The following is a 16,789-nucleotide window of genomic DNA, read 5'->3' as shown; positions in this document are numbered from 1 at the left end:
CTGTCGCGTGACAATCTCCCGGTAAAACTCTATAAGTTGGGCCAAAATAACAAAGGATCACTCGATGTCCGACCAACCCGCGGCGCCGAACGAATACGACGCCGATTCCATCAAAGTTCTCAAAGGCTTGGAAGCGGTGCGCAAGCGTCCCGGCATGTATATCGGTGACACCGATGACGGCTCGGGCCTGCACCACATGGTTTACGAGGTGGTGGACAACGGCATCGATGAGGCGCTGGCCAAACACGCCGACTATGTCCATGTGAAAATCCACGCCGACAACAGCGTCTCTGTGCGCGACAACGGGCGTGGCATTCCGGTGGATATCCACACCGAAGAGGGCGTCTCGGCGGCAGAGGTCATCATGACCCAACTGCACGCGGGCGGCAAATTCGACCAGAACTCTTACAAGGTGTCGGGCGGTCTGCACGGCGTCGGCGTTTCGGTCGTGAACGCGCTGTCGGTCTGGCTGGAACTGCGCGTCTGGCGGAACGGCAAAGAACATTTTGCCAAATTTGAACATGGTGAAACCACGGAACACCTGCGCGTTGTCGGCGACTCGCATGGTGAAACCGGGACAGAGGTCCGTTTTCTGGCCTCGACCGGCACCTTTTCCAACCTCGACTATCAGTTCGAGACGCTGGAAAAACGCCTGCGCGAACTGGCCTTCCTCAACAGTGGCGTGCGCATCATCCTAGAGGATGAGCGCCCCGCCGAACCGCTGAAATCAGAGCTGCACTATGACGGCGGCGTGCGCGAGTTTGTCAAATACCTCGACCGCTCCAAGCAGGCGGTGATGGATGATCCGATCTACATGGAGGGCGAAAAGGACGGCATCGGGGTCGAGGTCGCCATGTGGTGGAACGACAGCTACCACGAGAACGTGCTGCCCTTTACCAACAACATTCCCCAACGCGACGGCGGCACGCATCTTGCGGGCTTTCGCGGCGCGCTGACCCGGACCATCCAGAAATACGCGCAGGAATCCGGCATCGCGAAACGGGAGAAGGTCAATTTCACCGGCGATGACGCCCGCGAAGGTCTGACCGCCGTGCTGTCGGTCAAGGTGCCGGACCCCAAGTTCAGCAGCCAGACCAAGGACAAGCTGGTCAGTTCCGAGGTGCGCCCGGCGGTCGAGGGCCTGATGAACGAAAAGCTGTCCGAGTGGTTCGAAGAGAACCCCGGTCAGGCCAAGGGTATCGTCGGCAAGATCATCGAGGCCGCGCTGGCCCGCGAGGCGGCCCGCAAGGCGCGCGAACTGACCCGGCGCAAGACCGCGATGGACGTCAGCTTTAACGCGGCCAAGCTGAAGGACTGCTCCGAAAAGGACCCGGCGCTGACCGAACTCTTTCTGGTCGAGGGCGACTCTGCCGGGGGCTCGGCCCAGACCGGCCGGGACCGCCGCACACAGGCGATTCTGCCCCTGCGCGGCAAGATCCTGAACGTGGAACGCGCGCGCTTTGACCGGATGCTGGGCAGTCAGGAGATCGGCAATCTTGTGATGGCGCTGGGCACCGGGATCGGGCGGGATGAGTTCAACATCTCGAAAATCCGCTACCACAAGATCATCATCATGACCGATGCGGACGTGGACGGGGCGCACATTCGGACGCTGCTGCTGACCTTCTTCTACCGGCAGATGCCGGCGCTGATCGAACATGGCTACCTGTATATCGCCCAACCGCCGCTCTATAAGGTCGCCCGTGGCAAGTCTGAGGTTTACCTCAAGGATCAGACCGCGCTGGACGACTATCTGGTTCAGCAGGGGATCGAGGGCGCACAGCTGAAACTCGGCTCCGGTGAGGTGATCATCGGTCAGGATCTGGTGCGCGTGGTCGAAGAGGCGCGCGCGCTCAAGCGGGTGCTGGACGCCTTTCCAACGCATTACCCGCGTCACATTCTGGAACAGGCGGCCATTGCCGGGGCCTTTGTGCCCGGCGCGGTGGATGCCGATTTGCAGGGCGTGGCAGACAAGGTCGCGGCGCGGCTGGACCTGATCGCGCTGGAATACGAACGCGGCTGGACGGGCCGGATCACGCAGGACAAGGGCGTCCGCCTTGCCCGCATCCTGCGCGGTGTCGAAGAGGTACGCACGCTGGACGGGCCGATGCTGCGCTCGGGCGAGGCACGCCGGACCGGCACCTTTACCGAGAGCCTGCAACATGTCTACGCCGCGCCCTCCATGCTGGAACGCAAGGACCGGCGGCAACTGGTTCACGGACCTCTGGAACTGCTCAAGGCAATCCTTGAGGAGGGCGAAAAAGGCCTGTCCCTGCAACGCTACAAAGGTCTGGGAGAGATGAACCCCGGCCAGTTGTGGGAAACCACGCTGGACCCGGACGCCCGGACGCTGTTGCAGGTCACCATCGACGACATGGCCGGGGCGGACGATCTGTTCACCAAGCTCATGGGCGACGTGGTGGAACCCCGCCGCGAGTTCATCCAGCAAAACGCGCTTGCGGTCGAAAATCTGGATTTCTGAGGCTTAAAAAGCGACGTAGATAACCGGGCGCGGCGCGACGACAGTCGTGTTCGCGCCCTTCTTTTATGTCCTTTACATCAAAGGCTTACCTTGGTTCGGTCAGGCTATGACGCCGCGCTGACCCCCGGAATCAGCGCCAAACCCGCCGGGCCCCGCAGGGCAGGTGAACACCGAAAAAGGGCGCCCCGCAGGACGCCCTTTCTCTGTTCACGATCCGGTCGGGATCACTTCATGCTGGCCAGTTGCTTGGGCAGCTTGAAGGTCCAGACGGTGCCACCTTGGTTGAGGTAGTTCACCTTCTTGGCCACTTCGCCGCCCCAGAGCGGAACCGCGCCGCCCCAGCCGGAGACGATCGAGACATACTGCTCGCCTTCCATCTCCCATGTGACGGGCTGACCGACGATGCCGGAGCCGGTCTGGAACGACCACAGCGTCTCACCGGTCTCGTCGTCCAGCGCGACAAAGTCACCCTCGGGGGTGCCGAAGAACACCAGACCGCCCGCGGTGGTCATCACGCCGCCCCACAAAGGCGCGTCGTTCTTGTATTCCCACACCAGATTGCCGGTGTCCGGGTCGATGGCCTTGAGCGACCCGATGTGATCCTCATAGTTCGGCTTGATGGTAAATCCAGCACCCAGGTAGGCCGCGCCCTTCTTGTAGGTGATCGGCTCATTCCAGATGTCCATGCCCCATTCGTTCGAGGGCACGTAGAAGTTGCCGGTCTTCTGGCTGAACGCCATCGGCATCCAGTTCTTGCCGCCAAGGAAGGACGGCGAGGCAAAGATAACTTCACCCTTTTTGCCATCGGCGGCGGCGGTCGGATCGCCGGGGCGGTTGTCTTCGTTAAAGATCGGGCGACCGGTCTCGTCGATGCCGCTGGCCCATGTGATATCCTTGACGAAAGGCGTGGCCGACACAAACGCGCCGTCCTCCGCGTTCAGAACGTAGAAGAACCCGTTCCGGTCGGCGGTGGCCAGACGCATGTTGCCGTCGCGGTCGTTGTAGGCGACCACTTCGTTCACGCCGTCATAGTCCCAGCCTTCGCGCGGGGTGGTCTGGAAGTGCCACTTGATCTCGCCGGTCTTGGGGTCGATCCCGATGCGGCTGGCGGCATAAAGGTTGTCGCCCTTGCCGGTGTTGTCCTGACCCGCATCACGCAGCCATGAGTTCCACGGCGCCGGGTTGCCCGCGCCAAAGATCAGCGTATCGGTGCGCTCGTCATACGAGCCGCCCAGCCATGTGGCCCCGCCGCCGTTCTTCCACATGTCGCCCGGCCAGGTGGCGTTCAGCTCACCGGTCATGGTCGACGGCTCGCCGTTCAGCGTGCCCATGTGGCCCTCGATCACGGGGCGTTCCCAGACCATTTCGCCGGTCATCACGTCGCGCGCCTGCACGGTACCGACGATGCCGAATTCACCGCCAGAGTTGCCGGTGATCACCAGCCCGTCCACGATCAGCGGCGCGGCGGTATAGGAATAGCCCGCCTTGTAGTCGGCGATCTTGTCGCGCCAGACCACATTGCCGGTGTCCTTGTTCAGCGCGACGATCCGGGCGTCCAGCGTGCCGAAGATGACCATGTCGCCATAGATCGCAGCGCCCCGGTTGACCACGTCACAGCAGGGCAGGATGCCTTCGGGCAGGCGGGCGTCGTATTGCCACAGTTCCTTGCCGGTCATCAGGTCAATCGCATAGATGCGCGAATAGGACCCGGTGACATACATCACGCCGTCATAGATCAGCGGCTGGGCTTCCTGCCCGCGCTGCTTTTCGCCGCCAAAGCTGAAGGCCCATGCGGCCTGCAAGAACTTGACGTTGTCCTTGTTCAGCGTTTCCAGCGGGCTGTAGCGCTGAAGATGGCGGCCCATTCCGTTGGTCGTGACCTGGGTGGTGATCGCCTGATCATCGGCCAGATCGGTTTCGGACACTTGTGCCGTGGCGGCGGTGCCAGTCAGCAGGATACTGGCAGCGGCTGCCAGAATGAATCGATTCATGAGGTTCCCTCCCTTCATCGCTCGGGGCGACGTGGATGCTTGGCGGCCTTACGCGGGCGCCGCCTGTAGTATTCAGTCAAGCCGCGGTCAGAGGTATTGCACCATGGTCGTAAGACTGAAGCGCGGTTGACAACGGTCCATTCGGCAAGGCCGCGACAGGGGCCGGGAATCGCCGTGCTGTGCGGTGCGTCCCGCGCCAAGACAACATGGCCCGACGCGGCAAAACCGCATCGGGCCGGTCTGTCCGGGGCAACAGCCGCCGGGGTGTATCACTCTGAAATTGCAGAGTTATCTTGCGTGGTGAGGCTGCCGAGATAGGCAAGGATGAAATCCTGTACGGTGCGGTCTTCGATCCCCACGTGGCGCATCTTGGTGCCGGGCATAAAGCCAGAATTGTCCTCCATCCACGCCCGCAGCGCGGCCGGGGTCCAGACGATGCCGCTGGCCTCCAGCGCGATGGAATAGTCGTAGCCCTCATAGCTGCCCGCAGCGCGGCCAATCACGTTTTCCAGCGGCGGACCATAAGAGGCGTGGTCGGACTCCACCGCATGGCAGCGGCGGCATTCGGCGTCGAACAGGGTCTTTCCGGCGGTGATCTTGATATCGGCAAAGGTGTCGGCACAGGCCGGACCGGCCAACAGGGCGGCGGTCAGCAGGATGGTGGTTTTCATGTCAGGTCTCCAGTGGGCGCGCGAATCCGGTGTCCTGTGCCGCGATCCTGTGGGTTTGACGGGCAAAAGCCATCCGGTGCTTTGGTCGTATTCGCGGCGCCCGACCGCGTCAGGGGCGCAGCGCCGCGCCCCATGGAAAGCGCCCGACCTTGATGGTCTTGATCGCCTGCCGTTTCGCCACGTCGATCACCGTCACGTCGCCGGAGACACCATTGGTGGTGAACAGCAGCGTTTTGTCGGTGTTAAAGGCCATGTGCCAGACCCGCCGCCCGACAAGGATATATTCCTCGACCTCATAGGTTTCGGCATTGACCACGGCCACGTGATTGGCCGGGCCAAGGGCGACAAAGGCGGTTTTTTCGTCGCTGGTGAACTCAAACCCCACCGGCTGCACCCGGTCCGGGTGGACGCCCTTGACGGCGAATTCGATAGTCGCGGTCTTGTCCTTGCTCTCGACATCGAAGACCGACAGCGTGCCGCCGATCTCGGCAGAGACCCAAAGCTCGCTGCCGTCCTTGGTGAATTCCGCATGACGGGGGCGCGAATCGACCAGCGTGTTGGCGACCAGTTCCTGCGTCCGCGTGTCGATCCAATGCGCCATGTTGGTCGTCTCGGAGGTGGTGATCACGTAGCGGCCATCGGGCGAGACGGCCATGCCCTCCGGCTCGATCCCGACGTCGATCTGGGCGACGACGGTGCCGGTCACCACATCGACCACTGTGGTGATCGCGTCATCCTCATTGGCGATGTAAAGGTGGCGGTTGTCGGGATGCAGGACAAATTGTTCCGGGTCCTCGCCCGAGGGCAGGTCACGCAGGATCTCGCCGCTGACCGGGTCCATGACCTGCACCGTGTCGCTGTCCGAGGCGCAGATATACAGCACGCTGTGATCGTGGCTGAAGACGATGCCGCGCGGACGTTCGCCGGTGGGCAAGGTGCGTATCACCTCCAGCGTGGCCACGTCGATCACGCTGATGGTGTCGTCCTTTTCGTTGGAGATCCAGATTTCCTCGGCCTGCGCGGATGCGCCCAGAAGGCAGGCGGCAAGGCCCGTGGCGAGGAGGGATTTTGGGGTATTTTTACAGAGAAGAAACATGGGGTGTCCTCAGTTTCCAAAGGCCGTGCAGGCGGAATCGGGGCGGTCCTGCCCAAGCGTGTCGAGTTCGTTTGTCTGGTGCAGGAAGCCGTCCAGCGGGGCCTGCGCCACCAGCGCGCGGTCGGTGACCAGCGGGATGGGTTGGCGCAACTGGCCGTTCCAGTTGCGGTAGGACATCGGCCGGCCCTTGAAGCCCGCCAGTTCGAAATCGGGGCCCAGAAGGAAGCCGCGCAGGGTGGCGGTGTCGTTGGAATTGGTGCGGGTGACCGCCTCTCCGATGCTGCGCACGGCGGCCCATGCGGCATAGTCGCGGGATTGCATCGGGCGGCCCGCAAGCCTGACAAAGCGCGATTGAAGCTGCGCAGCGCCCCATTGCTCCACCACCTGCGCCCATGCCACCGGCACCAGACCCTCGGACCCGGCGACCGGGCGCGGATCCCATGTGTTGTAGGCGATGTAGCGGCCGAAATCGTGGATCTCATCGGCGATCAGCAGGATGTCGTGGTCGCGCAGATCCTGGGTGAACAGCGGCACCTCTTGTGACGCGGTGCGGCGCATGTCGGCGTCGAAGGCCCATGTCTTTTCCGACCGCAGCCGCAGGCCGAACTTGGTCAGGCTGTCGCGCAGCGCCCCGGCAAAGGCGGTGTCGTCCGGGTGGGTGCCCGCGATCAGCGCAAGGTCGTCCCAGCGCCGGGTGACGAGGAACTGCACCAGCGCATCGGTGCGCATGGCGTTGCTGGGCAGGCTGTGCAGCAGGTTGCCGCGACAGTCGGGCCCGCGCAGCCGGTCGTCCGCCGCTGCGGCGTTGAAGATCAGCGCGTTGGCCGCCTCGGGAAGGTCGGCCACTGACAGCGCGGCCTCGGCCGGGGCGTCCAGCACGATCAGGTCGGTCTGCGCCAGGGCGGCGCGCGCCGCCGCCGCCAGATCGCCGCCGGGCGGCACGCTTGTGACCTCCAGGGTATAGGTCTGGCCCAGAAAGCGTCCGGTGGTGGCGTTGCCCTGCATCCCCAGTTCCGCGCCCCGCAGGCCCAGATCCTCCGGGACCGGGTCGAGATTCGACAGGACGGGGGGGTGGTCGATCTCTTGCCGCAGGTAGTGAATCACCACCGACACCTCGGCCATTGCGGTCGAGGCGGTCAGGCAGAGGGCCAGTGCCGCGCGCAGAAACATGTCTTGGACTCCTCCCGTTGCGGCCAGAGTAGGCACCGGCGGGGCGGGCGGAATAAGACCTTGGTCGCGGTTCCGCAGGCATTTGGACTTAGGTCCAATAGCCGCGATGCCGGGCGCGCTTTTATCAACAGGGCAACCGCATCGTGGAGGAGACCGTAAATGATCCGCAAGACAACCGCCCTGACCCTGTCCCTGTTGATGGGTGCCACCGTGGCCCTGTCGCACGGAGACGTGGCCCCGCAGCCCGTCAACACCGATGCCCTGCCTGACGTGGGTGAGGAATGGCTGACCGAGAACCCGTTTCGCGCCATGGACGCCGAGGTCTATCGGACCGCGATCGAAATCGGCGCCTCCGGCTACAACCAGAACTGCGCGCGGTGCCATGGGCTTGAGGTGATCTCGGGCGGGCTGGCCCCCGACCTGCGGTTTCTTGAGGCCGAGGAATACGGCGATGAATGGTTCATGGAGCGGTTCCGCACCGGCTATACCCAGAACGGCGTGACCAAGATGCCCGCCTTTGGCGAGTTGCTGGGCCAGAAAGCCGCTTGGGCGATCCGCACCTATGTCGAGGCCCGCCCCGACGATGAACAGATGGCCGAACTGACGCCGGACCTGAAGGACCTGCGCGATCAGCTGGCGGACTGGGCGGAAAATCCCGAAGGGGCCGATCCCGACGGCATGACCGCCAAGCTGACCGAGATCGCCGAGAGCATCGAGACGCTCAGCGGCGCGCCGGTGGCCGACAGCGCCGCCTCGCGCGCGGTGGTTGCCATCGACGGCACCGGCGACGGCTATCGCAAGGCCGCAGAGGCGCTGACCATCGGCCTGTCGGCGGCGCACTGATCATGGATGTGGCGCGCATTTTCCGTCCTGTTGTCCTTGCGCTTGGCCTTGTGGCCGGGTTGGCGACCACGGTGGATGCGCGCTGCGAGGACTGGACGCCGCAGCCCAAGCCGCAGAACGCCAGCCGCGACATCGTCGGGCAGGATCTGGATGTCATCCTTGAGCGCGGCTGGATCGAGTTCGCGGTTTTTGACGACTATCCGCCCTATTCCTTTGAGGACGGCGGGCAGCCGCGTGGCATCGACATCGAGATCGGCAAACTGATTGCCGAGGACTTGGGGATCACGGCGCGGTTCAGGTTTGTCGCGGCGGGGGAAAATCTGGATGCCGACCTGCGCAACACCCTGTGGAAAGGGCCGGTTGTGGGCGGGGCGGTGTCCAACGTGATGCTGCGCGTGCCCTATGACAGCGCCTTTACCTGCCGGGTCGAGCAGGTGGTCTTTACCGGCCAGTACCAGACAGAGGGCATCGCCATTGCCTACAGCAAGGCGGCCTACCCCGAGGACAAGCCGGTGCCGGCCTACTTTCGGTTCGATACCGTCGCGGTCGAAAACGATTCGATTGCCGATTTCTACCTGACCTCGCTTGCGGGCGGGCAGCTCAAGGCCAACATCCGGCGGTTTCCGACCATGGCGCAGGCCATGGCGGCGCTGGCGGCGGGTGAGGTCAAGGCCGCCATGGGACCGAAGGCGCAGTTGGAGTATGGTTTGACCGATGCTCTGGCCGTTCACCAGCCGTCTCTGCCGGGGTTTTCGGTGGGCAACTGGACCATCGGTCTGGGGGTCAATTTTCGGTATCGTCCGCTGGCCTATGCGGTGGACGATGCCATCTATGCCGCGCTTTCCGATGGCCGTATTGCGGCGATTTTCGAAAGCTACGGGTTGAGTTTCACGCCGCCTGAGCGTTGAGTATGCCGGGCAGGGATCAGGAACGGGCTGCCGTCTGGCGCCTTTCAGAATGAAGAGGGTTGAGAGATGCAAATGAATGACAGCCGCGAGATCGCGGCCCCCCGCGACGTCGTATGGGCAGCGATTCTCGACCCCGAGGTGCTCAAGTCCTGCGTGCCGGGGTGTACCGAGATGACCGGCTCTGCCGAAGAGGGCTTTGAGGCCACGGTGGTGCAAAAGGTCGGCCCGGTGAAGGCGACCTTCAAGGGGCAGGTGACCATGTCAGCGATGGATGCGCCCAATTCCGTCACCCTGTCGGGTGAGGGCAAAGGCGGGGCGGCGGGATTCGCCAAGGGCGGGGCCAAGGTCGACCTCGCGGAAACCGAAAACGGTGGCACCCTGCTGACCTATGATGTCGAGGCCAAGGTCGGCGGCAAGCTGGCGCAGCTTGGCAGCCGCATCATCGACGGGTTCGCCAAGAAGATGGCCGACCAGTTCTTTACCAATTTCCAGAACGCGCTGGAGCCGCCTGTCGAGGGCGAAGAAGGCGCGGCACCGGATGGCGACGATAATCACAAGAAAGGCTGGTTCAAGCGGCTCGTTAAGGGCTGATACCGGCACGATCCAGTTACCCCAGACAAGATTTATCCAGGGAGGATAGCGATGGCAGAAGTAACGATGAAGGTGAACGGCAAAGCCGTCACCAAGTCGGTCAAGGGCAATACCCTGATGACCGATTTCCTGCGCGACGAACTGCGGCTGACCGGCACCCACGTGGGCTGTGACACTTCGCAGTGCGGCGCGTGCAACATCCATGTGAACGGCTCGCTCGTCAAAGCCTGCACCATGTTCGCCGCCGAGGCCGACGGTGCCGAGGTGTCGACGATCGAGGGGCAGGCCGGCGCGGACGGCACGCTGAACGTGATCCAGCAGGCGTTTCAGGACCACCACGGCCTGCAATGCGGCTTTTGCACGCCCGGCATGGTGATGGCGGCGGCCTCGCTGCTCAAGGCAAACCCCAAGCCGACAGAGACAGAGGTGCGCGACTACCTCGAAGGCAACATCTGCCGCTGCACCGGCTACCACAACATCGTCAAGGCGATCCTGGCAGCCAGCGGGCAGGACGTTTCGGCCATCGCCGCAGAGTGATCTGATACGGGGGCGGAAACAGGTTCTGCCCGCGACATTTCCGTAGGGTGGGTTTCCAACCCACCGACATTTGGGAGGAATCCACATGCCGAAAGATCATGGCATTGGCGCAAGCACGAAGCGACGCGAAGACGTCCGCTTTCTGACGGGCGCCGGTAATTATACCGACGACATCAACGTCCACGGTCAGGCCTACGTCTATTTCCTGCGTTCCGACGTGGCACATGGGCGTATCAACAACATCGACACGGCGGCTGCGGCGGCCATGCCCGGCGTTGTGCGCATCTTCACCGGTGCGGATTTTGAGGCCGTGGGCGGTCTGCCCTGCGGCTGGCTGGTCACCGACAAGAACGGCGACCCGATGAAGGAACCGCCGCACCCGGTTCTGGCGCAGGGCAAGGTTCGGCATGTGGGCGACCCGATCGCCGCCGTTGTCGCCGACAGTCTGGAACAGGCGCGCGATGCCGCCGAGGCCATCGAACTGGACATCGAGGAACTGCCCGCCGCCGTCGACATGAAGGCCGCACTGGCCGAGGGCGCGCCGCGCGTGCATGACGATCTCAGCGACAACCTCTGCTATGACTGGCAGTTCGGCACCGACACCGAAACCACCGACAAGGCCTTTGCCGAGGCCGCGCATATCACCTCGCTGGAACTGGTGAACAACCGCCTTGTCGCCAACCCGATGGAACCGCGCGTGGCGGTGGGCGATTATGCCCGCGCCAATGACGAAAGCACGCTGTATACCACCTCGCAGAACCCGCATGTGATCCGGCTGCTGATGGGCGCGTTTGTTCTGGGCATCCCCGAGCACAAGCTGCGCGTCGTGGCCCCGGATGTGGGCGGCGGTTTCGGCACCAAGATCTTTCACTATGCCGAAGAGGCGTTCTGCACCTTTGCGGCGCGTCAGATCAACCGCGCGGTGAAATGGACGTCGAGCCGGTCAGAGGCGTTCATGTCCGACGCACATGGTCGTGACCATGTGACCAAGATCGAACTGGCGCTGGACGCGGACAACAACTTTATCGGTCTGCGCACGGACACCTACGCCAACATGGGGGCCTATCTGTCGACCTTCGCCTCCTGCACGCCGACATGGCTGCATGGCACGCTGATGGCGGGCAACTACCGTACCCCGGCGGTGCAGGTGAACGTAAAGGCCGTCTTTACCAACACCGTGCCGGTGGACGCCTACCGTGGCGCAGGCCGCCCCGAGGCGACCTATTCGCTGGAACGCCTGATCGACAAGGCCGCGCGCGAACTGGGCGCCGACCCGATCAAGCTGCGCCGCCAGAACTTCATCACCTCCTTCCCCTACGCGACCCCGGTTGCCGTCGAATACGACACCGGTGACTACGTCGCGACGATGGACAAGATGGAAGAGATGATCGACGTCGCAGGCTTCCCCGCCCGCCGCGCCGAATCCGAGGCCAAGGGCAAGCTCCGTGGCCTGGGCATCAACTGCTTCATCGAGGCCTGCGGCATCGCGCCGTCGAACCTTGTCGGGCAGTTGGGCGCGCGGGCCGGTCTCTATGACGCCGCCACCGTCCGGGTGAACGCCACCGGCTCTATCTCGGTGATGGTCGGCGCGCACAGCCACGGTCAGGGCCATGAAACGGCCTTTCCGCAGGTTGTGGCAGAGATGCTGGGCATCGACGAATCGATGATCGACATCGTGCATGGCGACACCTCGAAGATCCCCTTCGGCATGGGCACCTACGGCTCGCGCTCCATCGCGGTCTGCGGCTCGGCCATGGTTCGGGCCACCGAGAAGATCATCAACAAGGCCAAGAAGATCGCCGCTCACCTGATGGAAGCCTCCGAGGCCGACATCGAGCTGAAAGACGGTCAGTTCTCGGTTGCGGGCACCGACAAATCCGTGGCTTGGGGGGATGTGACGCTGGCGGCCTACGTGCCGCACAACTACCCGCTTGAGGACATCGAACCGGGCCTTGAGGAAACCGCCTTCTACGATCCGGCGAACTTCACCTACCCCGCAGGTGCCTATGCCTGCGAGGTCGAGGTTGACCCGGAAACCGGCGAAGTCACGATTGAAAAGTTCGTCTCGGCGGACGATTTCGGCAACGTCATCAACCCGATGATCGTCGAAGGTCAGGTGCATGGCGGCATCGCGCAGGGGATCGGTCAGGCGCTGCTGGAAAGTTGCATCTACGATGAGAACGGCCAGTTGCTGAGCGCGTCCTACATGGATTACGCCATGCCGCGCGCCGACAATCTGCCGGATATGGCCAACTACAAGGTGGATCACTCTTGCCAGACCCCCTGCACGCACAACCCGCTGGGTGTGAAGGGCTGTGGTGAGGCCGGTGCCATCGGGTCGCCGCCGACAGTTGTGAACGCGGTTATCGACGCGCTGCAATCGGGCGGTCATAACGTAACCCATATCGATATGCCCGTCTCGCCCTCGCGGGTCTGGGCCGCGATCAACGGATAATCCCCACCCCCGGCCCGCGTGACGGGCCGGGGGACGCAACAGGAGGATAAAAGATGTATTCATTCGACATGGTACGGCCAACCAGCGTGGCCGACGCGGTTTCCGCTCTGGCGCAGGATGAGGCGCAGGCCCTGTCCGGCGGCCAGACCCTGATTCCGACGCTGAAACAGCGTCTGGCCAGCCCGTCGGTGCTGGTCAGCCTGACCGGCATCGCGGAAATGCAGGGCGTTTGCCGCGAAGACAGCGGCGACCTTGCCATCGGCGGCGGCACCAACCACGCCACCGTCGCGGCAGAGGCGGCCTCGATCTACCCCGGTCTGGCAAAGCTTGCCGGTGGCATCGGCGATCCGGCGGTCCGCAATCGCGGCACCATCGGTGGCAGCCTTGCCAACAACGACCCCTCGGCCTGTTACCCGGCGGCGGCGCTGGGCTCGGGCGCGACAATCGTCACCAACACGCGTGAGATTGCGGCGGACGATTTCTTTCAGGGCATGTTCACCACCGCGCTGGAAGAGGGTGAGATCATCACCTCGGTCCGTTTCCCGGTCCCCGAGGCGGCGGGCTACGCCAAGTTCGAACAGCCCGCCTCGCGGTTTGCGCTGACGGCTGTCTTTGTGGCGAAATACGCCGATGGTGTGCGGGTTGCGGTAACGGGCGCGTCGGAAAACGGAGTCTTCCGCTGGACAGAGGCCGAAGCGGCGCTGTCGTCCAACTTCTCGCCCGACGCGGTCGCCGGTCTGTCGGTCCCCGCCGATGGCATGATCTCTGATCTGCACGGCACCGGCGCGTATCGCGCCCATCTTGTCGGCGTGATGACCAAACGCGCGGTCGCCGCTGCAAGCTAAGCGGCTTTTGTGTAAGCATTAAGACCCCCGGCCCACCGCCGGGGGTCTTTTCCGTTCGGGGAAATTGGCGTCATGCTTGCCCACGACGCCCGCTAGACCGATCTCAGGTTGCCCTCTGCATCGACCAGCGTGACACCCCGGACGCCGGGCATCGCGGCCCGGATGCGCCGAATCTCATCGGTCTGCCCAAACACCAGCGCCGTAGACAGCCCGTCCGCCAACGTCGCGGTGTCCGCCTGCACGCTGACAGTTGTCCACAAAGGCCGCCCGGACGCCAAAGGGTTCAGGATATGGCCCCCGTCTCCCAGCATCAGCGCCGAGGGGCTGGAGGTGGCCACCGCGCCCCCGGTAAGGGCCACCGTGCCGATCACGCCCTGCGCCGGGTCCGACACACCCACGCGCCACGGTCCGCCCAGCGCCCGCATCTCGCCAACCGCCACCAGCGCGGTCTCGAATCCGCGCGCCTTCAACAGGTCGGCCACAAGATCCGTCGCAAACCCCTGCGCAATTCCGTTCAATGTCAGTGCCTGCCCCTGCGCCAGCGTAATGTGCCCGGCGTTTACCCTGACGTGGTCCCAGCCGATGGCCCGCCGCGCCGCGTCGATGTCGCCGCCCAGCGCCAGGGCGCGCCACAGCGGCTGCACCGTCGGATCGAACCGCCCGCCGGTCAGCCGATGTATCCGCCCCACCGTGCCCAGCAGTCGAACCAAGCGGTCAGGCGGGTCGCGCAGCACCCCCTCGCGGTTCAGCCGCACCAGCGCCGAGGCCGGATCGAACAGGCTCATCTCCTGTTCGATCCCGCGTATCAGCGCCACGCAGTCGGCCAAGGTTTGCGCCACCGCCGCCTCTGGTCCGCGCAGGGTGATCCGCGCCTGCGCGCCCAGCGCGCGGCCGGTCCATTGCTGCTCTGCGGTCCGGGCGGAGACCGCAGAGGGCATCGCCAAGGCCGCGCACACCGTCAGGAACCGCCGCCTGTTCATGCCGCCCGCCGCCTGTCACGCGCCTGCAAAACCAGCGGCACGCATTGCGCCGGGTCGTCGTGGATCGTCACGCAATCAAGGCAGCCAAAGCATTCGCCATAGTCGATCTTGCCCACCTTCGGGCCCGATTTGGGGATCGCCTGATACTTGCAGCGCACAGAGCAAAGCTGGCAGGGGCTGCCGCACTCGGCCCGCCGCGCGATCCAGTCCCGCCCGCGCAGCAACCCGCCCAGCGCCATCAGCGCCCCCAGTGGGCAGATGTAGCGACAGAACCCTTTGAACAGCACCGCAGACAACAGCAGCAACCCCACCGCATAGGCGACATAATACCATTCACGGACAAAAAACGTGGTCACGGCGGTCTTGAACGGCTCCACCTCTGCCGCCTTGTCCAGCGCGCCGGGTGCCACAAAGACCAACGCCACCAGCCCCGCCAACACGCCGTATTTCACCAGCTTCAGACGCGCATCCCACCGCGCCGATACCTCGATCTGCGGCAGGCGCAGCAACCGCCCCAGATGATGCGCAAACTCTTGCATGGCACCAAAGGGACATAGCCAGCCGCAGAACAGCGCCCGCCCCCACAGGACAAAGCCAAGGATCGCCGCGCCCCAGACCAGTAGCGAAAACGGATCATAGAGCAGAAAGGCATAACTGCCCCCTTCCCAAGCGGCACGGATCACCCCGATCACCGTCACGATGGACAATTGCCCCTGTCCCCACCAGCCGACGAAGCCGGTCATGATCGCCAGCACCGCCAACCTCACAGGCGTAAAATATCGCAGCCCGGCCAACGACGACTGCCACACCAAAAGCCCCGGCAACAACACCGCCAGACCAAGGCCCAGCACAATCAGATCCGTTTGCCGTTCGCGCAGCGCTGCCCGCCACGGCGGCAGGGTGCGCGGTGCCTCGGCGCGGGCAAAAAACCGGGCGTCAGTGGCCTGTGTCGAAGACAGAGCAACGCTGCCCACCTGCGGCATGAAAGAGCCGTGCTTGCGCACCGCCTCCACATGCAGCGTCCAGGGTTCTGTCGGGTCAAACCCCAACCGCCGGTCGGTGCGCAGGATCATCGAAACCCCGTCCCGCACCGCCTCTGGCAGGTCGTCGCGCAAGGAAAACAGCAGGTCACTATCGCGCAGCGCAACCGGCAGGCCAAATTGTTCGGCGGTCAGCAGATCGGGCGAGGTGTTGCGCACGAAATCCTCTGTGATCAGCCCGTGCCGCCCCGCTTCGATCAGCAGGATCGGCTCATCAAAGGTCGAGATCGTCAGAAACTCCTGCACCTCGGCAAAGGACGCCTCGTCCAGAACCGCCCGCGCAATCGACGGCGGGCCAAGGTCCACGATCCACAGATCCAGATAGGCCCCCTGCGGATCCTCCTTGGCCGCCGGGTCGTCATCCTCCCACAGCGTCCCGGCAAACTCTGCCTCGATCTGGGCATTGCGCACCAGATGCCGCGTCGCCAACCCCTGCGCCACCAGATCGTCCCATGTCAGCACCTCATCCACCGATGGATCGGGATAGGCGGGCGGCTGTACCGACACGCCGCGCATCTTTTCCCGCGCCACCTGCAAGGTCGCGGCCAAAATCGATTCATGCGCGATCCGCACGCTGGCGGTCGCCTTGGTCACACCGTCAAGATAGACCAGCGCGCCGGTGCCGCCGCTGTCGCCATAGGGCGTGCCCACCACCATCGGCGCGGCGATGGAATGGCCCCGATACTGGGTAAAGAACGCCTCAAACGCCGCCTGACCAAGGCCCGAGACAAAGATCGGCTCGTTATGGCTGACCAGTTGGACATCCATGAACCGCCCCTCAAGGTCCAGCATCACCAGCACGTTTATTGGCGCGCCGGAAAAGCCGGGCAGGGGGGCCAGCGGTTCGGTTTCAAAGACATAGCCCGCGGTGATCCCGCCCGCATTCTCCAGCGTCCAGACGCCTTTGTCGTTCACCGGCGCGCCCAGAATGAACGGCGGTATGACCCGCGCGGCCAAGGCGTCGCGGCTCAGCGTTTCGGCCCGCACAAGGCCCGCAAAATGGATCAGGCAAGCCGCCAGCAGGACAAGGACACATCGCATGTGGCAAAGCCTATGGCCCGCCCGCCAGCCACCCAATTACGACCATGGTCCCATTGGCGAAACCCCGGCGCGCGGGTCCGATGCCGCCGGGGGTGTCCTGCGCGTCTACGACCATAGGCGCGGTGAAACCACGCGGCCC

13 protein-coding genes are annotated in these 16,789 nt (G+C 64.1%); 7 read left to right on the top strand and 6 right to left on the bottom strand.

Features of this window, described 5'->3' with window-relative positions; translation table 11 throughout:
* The first annotated feature begins 64 nt into the window (after positions 1 to 64).
* Complete coding sequence (gene gyrB / locus ACN0S5_RS03005) at positions 65 to 2,482, top strand: DNA topoisomerase (ATP-hydrolyzing) subunit B (protein WP_417205825.1); 2,418 nt, start codon at positions 65 to 67, stop codon at positions 2,480 to 2,482.
* 224 nt (positions 2,483 to 2,706) lie between these two features.
* Here the strand turns inward: gyrB and ACN0S5_RS03000 are convergent, their stop codons facing one another.
* The 4 genes from ACN0S5_RS03000 to ACN0S5_RS02985 all read right to left on the bottom strand — a co-directional run bounded on the left by ACN0S5_RS03000 (position 2,707) and on the right by ACN0S5_RS02985 (position 7,410).
* The gene (locus ACN0S5_RS03000; protein ID WP_417205823.1) at positions 2,707 to 4,473 is read right to left on the bottom strand and encodes a PQQ-dependent methanol/ethanol family dehydrogenase; all 1,767 of its coding nucleotides are present in this window, start codon (positions 4,471 to 4,473) and stop codon (positions 2,707 to 2,709) included.
* A 269-nt stretch (positions 4,474 to 4,742) separates the two neighbouring features.
* A complete protein-coding gene (locus ACN0S5_RS02995) occupies positions 4,743 to 5,144 on the bottom strand; it encodes a c-type cytochrome (protein WP_417205821.1) in 402 nt (133 codons plus the stop codon).
* 109 nt (positions 5,145 to 5,253) lie between these two features.
* Entirely contained in the window at positions 5,254 to 6,240 is a 987-nt protein-coding gene (locus ACN0S5_RS02990; RefSeq protein ID WP_417205819.1) for a YVTN family beta-propeller repeat protein, read from the bottom strand.
* A 9-nt stretch (positions 6,241 to 6,249) separates the two neighbouring features.
* Positions 6,250 to 7,410 (bottom strand): ABC transporter substrate-binding protein, encoded by a 1,161-nt coding sequence (locus ACN0S5_RS02985; RefSeq protein ID WP_417205818.1) that lies wholly within the window; start codon positions 7,408 to 7,410, stop codon positions 6,250 to 6,252.
* A 159-nt stretch (positions 7,411 to 7,569) separates the two neighbouring features.
* On the opposite strand from ACN0S5_RS02985, the gene pedF reads away from it, so the two are divergent.
* The 6 genes from pedF to ACN0S5_RS02955 all read left to right on the top strand — a co-directional run bounded on the left by pedF (position 7,570) and on the right by ACN0S5_RS02955 (position 13,589).
* Complete coding sequence (pedF, locus tag ACN0S5_RS02980; RefSeq protein ID WP_417205817.1) at positions 7,570 to 8,253, top strand: cytochrome c-550 PedF; 684 nt, start codon at positions 7,570 to 7,572, stop codon at positions 8,251 to 8,253.
* A gap of 2 nt (positions 8,254 to 8,255) precedes the next feature.
* On the top strand, positions 8,256 to 9,161 hold the full coding sequence (locus tag ACN0S5_RS02975; protein WP_417205815.1) for a transporter substrate-binding domain-containing protein: 906 nt from the start codon (positions 8,256 to 8,258) through the stop codon (positions 9,159 to 9,161).
* Between the two features lie 66 nt (positions 9,162 to 9,227).
* On the top strand, positions 9,228 to 9,752 hold the full coding sequence (locus tag ACN0S5_RS02970; RefSeq protein WP_417205813.1) for a CoxG family protein: 525 nt from the start codon (positions 9,228 to 9,230) through the stop codon (positions 9,750 to 9,752).
* A gap of 51 nt (positions 9,753 to 9,803) precedes the next feature.
* Entirely contained in the window at positions 9,804 to 10,289 is a 486-nt protein-coding gene (locus tag ACN0S5_RS02965) for a (2Fe-2S)-binding protein (RefSeq protein WP_417205811.1), read from the top strand.
* A gap of 85 nt (positions 10,290 to 10,374) precedes the next feature.
* A complete protein-coding gene (locus ACN0S5_RS02960; protein WP_417205810.1) occupies positions 10,375 to 12,744 on the top strand; it encodes a xanthine dehydrogenase family protein molybdopterin-binding subunit in 2,370 nt (789 codons plus the stop codon).
* Between the two features lie 53 nt (positions 12,745 to 12,797).
* On the top strand, positions 12,798 to 13,589 hold the full coding sequence (locus ACN0S5_RS02955; RefSeq protein WP_417205808.1) for an FAD binding domain-containing protein: 792 nt from the start codon (positions 12,798 to 12,800) through the stop codon (positions 13,587 to 13,589).
* Between the two features lie 92 nt (positions 13,590 to 13,681).
* Here ACN0S5_RS02955 and ACN0S5_RS02950 read toward each other — a convergent pair whose 3' ends face one another.
* Together ACN0S5_RS02950 and ACN0S5_RS02945 are read right to left on the bottom strand one after the other, a co-directional pair.
* Positions 13,682 to 14,569, bottom strand: a complete 888-nt coding sequence (locus ACN0S5_RS02950) for an FAD:protein FMN transferase (RefSeq protein ID WP_417205806.1) — start codon at positions 14,567 to 14,569, stop codon at positions 13,682 to 13,684.
* On the bottom strand, positions 14,566 to 16,650 hold the full coding sequence (locus tag ACN0S5_RS02945; protein WP_417205804.1) for a 4Fe-4S binding protein: 2,085 nt from the start codon (positions 16,648 to 16,650) through the stop codon (positions 14,566 to 14,568). The genes ACN0S5_RS02950 and ACN0S5_RS02945 overlap by 4 nt, the downstream gene beginning before the upstream one ends.
* Positions 16,651 to 16,789: the final 139 nt, after the last annotated feature.

The sequence above is a fragment of the Antarctobacter sp. genome (genome assembly GCF_048262615.1).
Lineage (GTDB): Bacteria > Pseudomonadota > Alphaproteobacteria > Rhodobacterales > Rhodobacteraceae > Antarctobacter.
Note: the sequence above shows the minus strand (reverse complement) of the source record. Positions and strands in the feature narration are given on the sequence as shown.

What these genes read in the sequence shown, in the direction of transcription:
- gyrB (WP_417205825.1), top strand. Translation starts at nt 65, where the DNA reads ATGTCCGACCAACCCGCGGCGCCGAACGAATACGACGCCGATTCCATC.
- ACN0S5_RS02960 (WP_417205810.1), top strand. Translation starts at nt 10,375, where the DNA reads ATGCCGAAAGATCATGGCATTGGCGCAAGCACGAAGCGACGCGAAGAC.
- ACN0S5_RS02990 (WP_417205819.1), bottom strand. Translation starts at nt 6,240, where the DNA reads ATGTTTCTTCTCTGTAAAAATACCCCAAAATCCCTCCTCGCCACGGGC.
- ACN0S5_RS02945 (WP_417205804.1), bottom strand. Translation starts at nt 16,650, where the DNA reads ATGCGATGTGTCCTTGTCCTGCTGGCGGCTTGCCTGATCCATTTTGCG.
- ACN0S5_RS02985 (WP_417205818.1), bottom strand. Translation starts at nt 7,410, where the DNA reads ATGTTTCTGCGCGCGGCACTGGCCCTCTGCCTGACCGCCTCGACCGCA.
- ACN0S5_RS02975 (WP_417205815.1), top strand. Translation starts at nt 8,256, where the DNA reads ATGGATGTGGCGCGCATTTTCCGTCCTGTTGTCCTTGCGCTTGGCCTT.
- ACN0S5_RS02965 (WP_417205811.1), top strand. Translation starts at nt 9,804, where the DNA reads ATGGCAGAAGTAACGATGAAGGTGAACGGCAAAGCCGTCACCAAGTCG.
- ACN0S5_RS02955 (WP_417205808.1), top strand. Translation starts at nt 12,798, where the DNA reads ATGTATTCATTCGACATGGTACGGCCAACCAGCGTGGCCGACGCGGTT.
- ACN0S5_RS02970 (WP_417205813.1), top strand. Translation starts at nt 9,228, where the DNA reads ATGCAAATGAATGACAGCCGCGAGATCGCGGCCCCCCGCGACGTCGTA.
- ACN0S5_RS02995 (WP_417205821.1), bottom strand. Translation starts at nt 5,144, where the DNA reads ATGAAAACCACCATCCTGCTGACCGCCGCCCTGTTGGCCGGTCCGGCC.
- ACN0S5_RS02950 (WP_417205806.1), bottom strand. Translation starts at nt 14,569, where the DNA reads ATGAACAGGCGGCGGTTCCTGACGGTGTGCGCGGCCTTGGCGATGCCC.
- ACN0S5_RS03000 (WP_417205823.1), bottom strand. Translation starts at nt 4,473, where the DNA reads ATGAATCGATTCATTCTGGCAGCCGCTGCCAGTATCCTGCTGACTGGC.
- pedF (WP_417205817.1), top strand. Translation starts at nt 7,570, where the DNA reads ATGATCCGCAAGACAACCGCCCTGACCCTGTCCCTGTTGATGGGTGCC.